Here is a 2,984-nt window from a genome sequence, read left to right on the forward strand (position 1 = left end):
CGGTATAGAAGCCGATGTCTGCTGGTGACCCTGGCTGTTCTCTAATTCCGGGCCTGCGGTCAAGACTCTCCAAACACATCCTTGCCGGGTTCATGGTTCTCTCCGCGGTAGGGGCATGCCCTCCGCATGATGGCGTAGGATGACGCTGGCGGATCAATGTGTGAAGCGCGCTTGCTTTTTTGAGCATCGCAAAGCCAGGGGCGATCGCACCAACGCCAGCGTCCCGGCAGGGACATTGGCTCCCGCCGCAGGTCGGCGGGATTCGATAGTCTTACGCTGTCTGGTCGGCAGTCTCCTTTGATAACCATTTGAAGTCAGTACCTTCAACCCACATCCGGTGCAGGATGACGGCAAGTTTTTCGGGCAACGGCAACCTTGGCTTTGCGCAGACCGCTTCGCTTCGCGAGCCGAATGCCCCAGGCTTTGAGCGGCGACCATTTTGCTACGCGGGTGAGCAGTACGTTGGCTGCTTCGTAGAGATAGCCGCGCAACATCTTGTCGCCACACTTTGAGATCCGACCCGTCCAGTCGATCTCGCCAGAAGCGCACCGTCGGGTCGTTAATCCGACATAGGCTCCGACGCTTCTTGACCTTTTGAAGCGGCTAGGGTCATCGATCGTTGCAAGAAAGCAAAGAGCCGTGACAGGGCCAATGCCAGGTGCCGTCATGAACTGTCGCACTTGAACATTATTGCGTGCAAGCTTCATGACCCTACGGTCGAGATCCGCAATCTGCTGCTCGATAGCCACGCGTGCGGTGAGCAGCGGCGTTACCGCAACGGCGAGTTCCGGTCGCTCTTCGATGAGCTCTTCAGCACGCAATGCGAATGTGTTCATCTTCGCCGGGCCAATAACAAGCCCAAGGTTCTTCAGGAGCCCGCGGACTTGATTTTCGAGATCCCGCTTGATCTTGACGAGCAATGCCCGGCTCACCAGGAGAGCCTTGACGGCGTGGCTGTCGAGGTCTTTGACGCGCACTTCTTTATACCAGCCACATTGCATGATCCGGGCGATGCCTACGGCATCGTTGCGGTCGCTCTTGTTGATCTGCATTTTCAAAACCGCCTTGGCGTGCCTGGCGTCGATGCAGATGACGGGCAGCCCTAACTTGTTCAACTCCGTCCACAGCCATGTCGACGTTGCCCCCGCTTCGAGTCCGATCCGCACGACATGCGGCGCATTTGATATGACGAATGCTGCAATCGCTTCCGGGTCGGAACGAACTACTCCTTCGCGTTGGATCTTTCCCGTTCGATCAACGATGCAGATCGCTGTTAGCTTCAGGGACACGTCCAGTCCGACATAATGCTCCATTGCAGCTCTCCTGTTTGCAGGCCCAAGAGGTGAGCCTCATCGATCCCTGGAGAGCTGATTCCCAGAGCCTCAGTGTGGCTCTGGCCCGGAATTACCCCATGTGTGAAAACACTGAGCTGCTGTTATGATTCTCCTGTGATTCTTTGGGGGAATCGATGAGGCGCTTCGTTGAAGAGGCGGATCGTGGGCAGCGAACGCTGTTGCCCGAATGCCTCGATGACTTCATTGACGAGAGCAACCCAGTTCGCGTGATCGACGTATTTGTCGATGCGCTCGGTTTGGCTGGGATGGGCTTTGAGGGTGTGGAGCCGGCGGCCACCGGTCGGCCGTCGTACCATCCCTCGGTGCTCCTTAAGCTTTACATTTACGGCTATCTGAACCGGGTGCAGTCGAGCCGGCGGCTGGAACGAGAGGCCGGGCGCAATGTCGAGGTGATGTGGCTGCTGGGTCGGCTCGCTCCCGATCACAAGACGATTGCGGACTTCCGCAAGGACAACGGCCTGGCACTGCGCAAGGTCTGTGCGCGCTTCGTCGAACTCTGCCGCGAGATGGGTCTGCTGGCGAAGGCGAGCGTCGCCATCGATGGCAGCAAGTTCAAGGCCGTGAATAACCGAGACAGGAACTTCACGCGCGCGAAGGTGGAGCGGCGGCGTGCTCAGTTGGAGGAGAGCGTCGCGCGCTATCTGAGCCAACTTGACACGGCCGACCGACAGGAGCCGAGCGAGGCTCTGGCGGCGAAGGTGACGAGGCTTACCGAGAAGTTGACGAAGCTGAAGGGAGAGATGGGCAAGCTTGCTGCCTACGAGAAGCAGATGCTGGCTTCGCCGGATCAGCAAATCTCCCTGACCGATCCGGATAGCCGTTCGATGGCAACCAGTGGCCGCGGATCCGGCGTTGTCGGCTACAATGTCCAAGTCGCCGTCGATACCGACCATCACCTGATCATCGCGCATGAGGTGACGAACAGCGGCTCAGATCGCGCACAACTTGCCAATATGGCCAGGCAGGCGAAGGCTGTTCTGAAGACTGAGACGCTCGAGGCCGTTGCCGATCGCGGCTCCTTCAGCGGTCCGGAGATCCTCGCCTGCCACGAGGCCGGCATCACAGTAACTCTCCCCAAGCCGATGACTTCGGGCGCCAAGTCGGACGGACGCTTCGGTAAGCAGGACTTTGTCTATTTGCCGGAGGAAGACGCCTATCGTTGTCCGGCCGGGGAGCGATTGCCGTATCGCTATACAAATGAAGAAGCCGACAAGATGCTCCGGCGCTACTGGACCAACGCCTGTAAGAATTGTTCGATCAAACCCCAGTGCACGCCCGGGTCAGAGCGACGGATCACGCGATGGGAGCACGAGAATCTGCTCGACGCCGTGCAGCAGCGGCTCGATGCGAGCCCGCTCGCTATGCGCCTTCGTCGCGAGACTGTCGAGCATCCGTTCGGCACGATGAAGGCACGCATGGGAGCGACGCACTTCCTGACCCAAACTCTCCCAAAGGTAGCCGCCGAGATGGCCCTCTCGGTTCTGGCCTATAATCTGACCCGAGCAATGAATATCCTCGGGATCAGGCCGCTGATCACCGCGATCACGGCCTGAGGCCGGCCCAGTTTGGGCTTCAAGGCCGACGGCCCTGTAAAGCCGTTTTTACACGGCCAAGACCCGGAACGGACTT

At 59.1% G+C, this 2,984-nt stretch carries 1 protein-coding gene and 1 pseudogene; one reads left to right on the top strand and one right to left on the bottom strand.

The features are described 5' to 3' along the window. Window positions 1–271: 271 nt before the first annotated feature. Window positions 272–1,313, bottom strand: a pseudogene (locus tag AC629_RS44310) (IS110 family RNA-guided transposase). A 155-nt stretch (window positions 1,314–1,468) separates the two neighbouring features. Here AC629_RS44310 and AC629_RS44315 point away from each other — a divergent pair. Then, the gene (locus AC629_RS44315; protein WP_084810821.1) at window positions 1,469–2,908 is read left to right on the top strand and encodes an IS1182 family transposase; all 1,440 of its coding nucleotides are present in this window, start codon (window positions 1,469–1,471) and stop codon (window positions 2,906–2,908) included. Window positions 2,909–2,984 lie beyond the last annotated feature (76 nt).

Origin of the sequence: Bradyrhizobium sp. NAS80.1, from assembly GCF_001908205.1 — a bacterium.
In the GTDB taxonomy this organism is placed as follows: domain Bacteria; phylum Pseudomonadota; class Alphaproteobacteria; order Rhizobiales; family Xanthobacteraceae; genus Bradyrhizobium.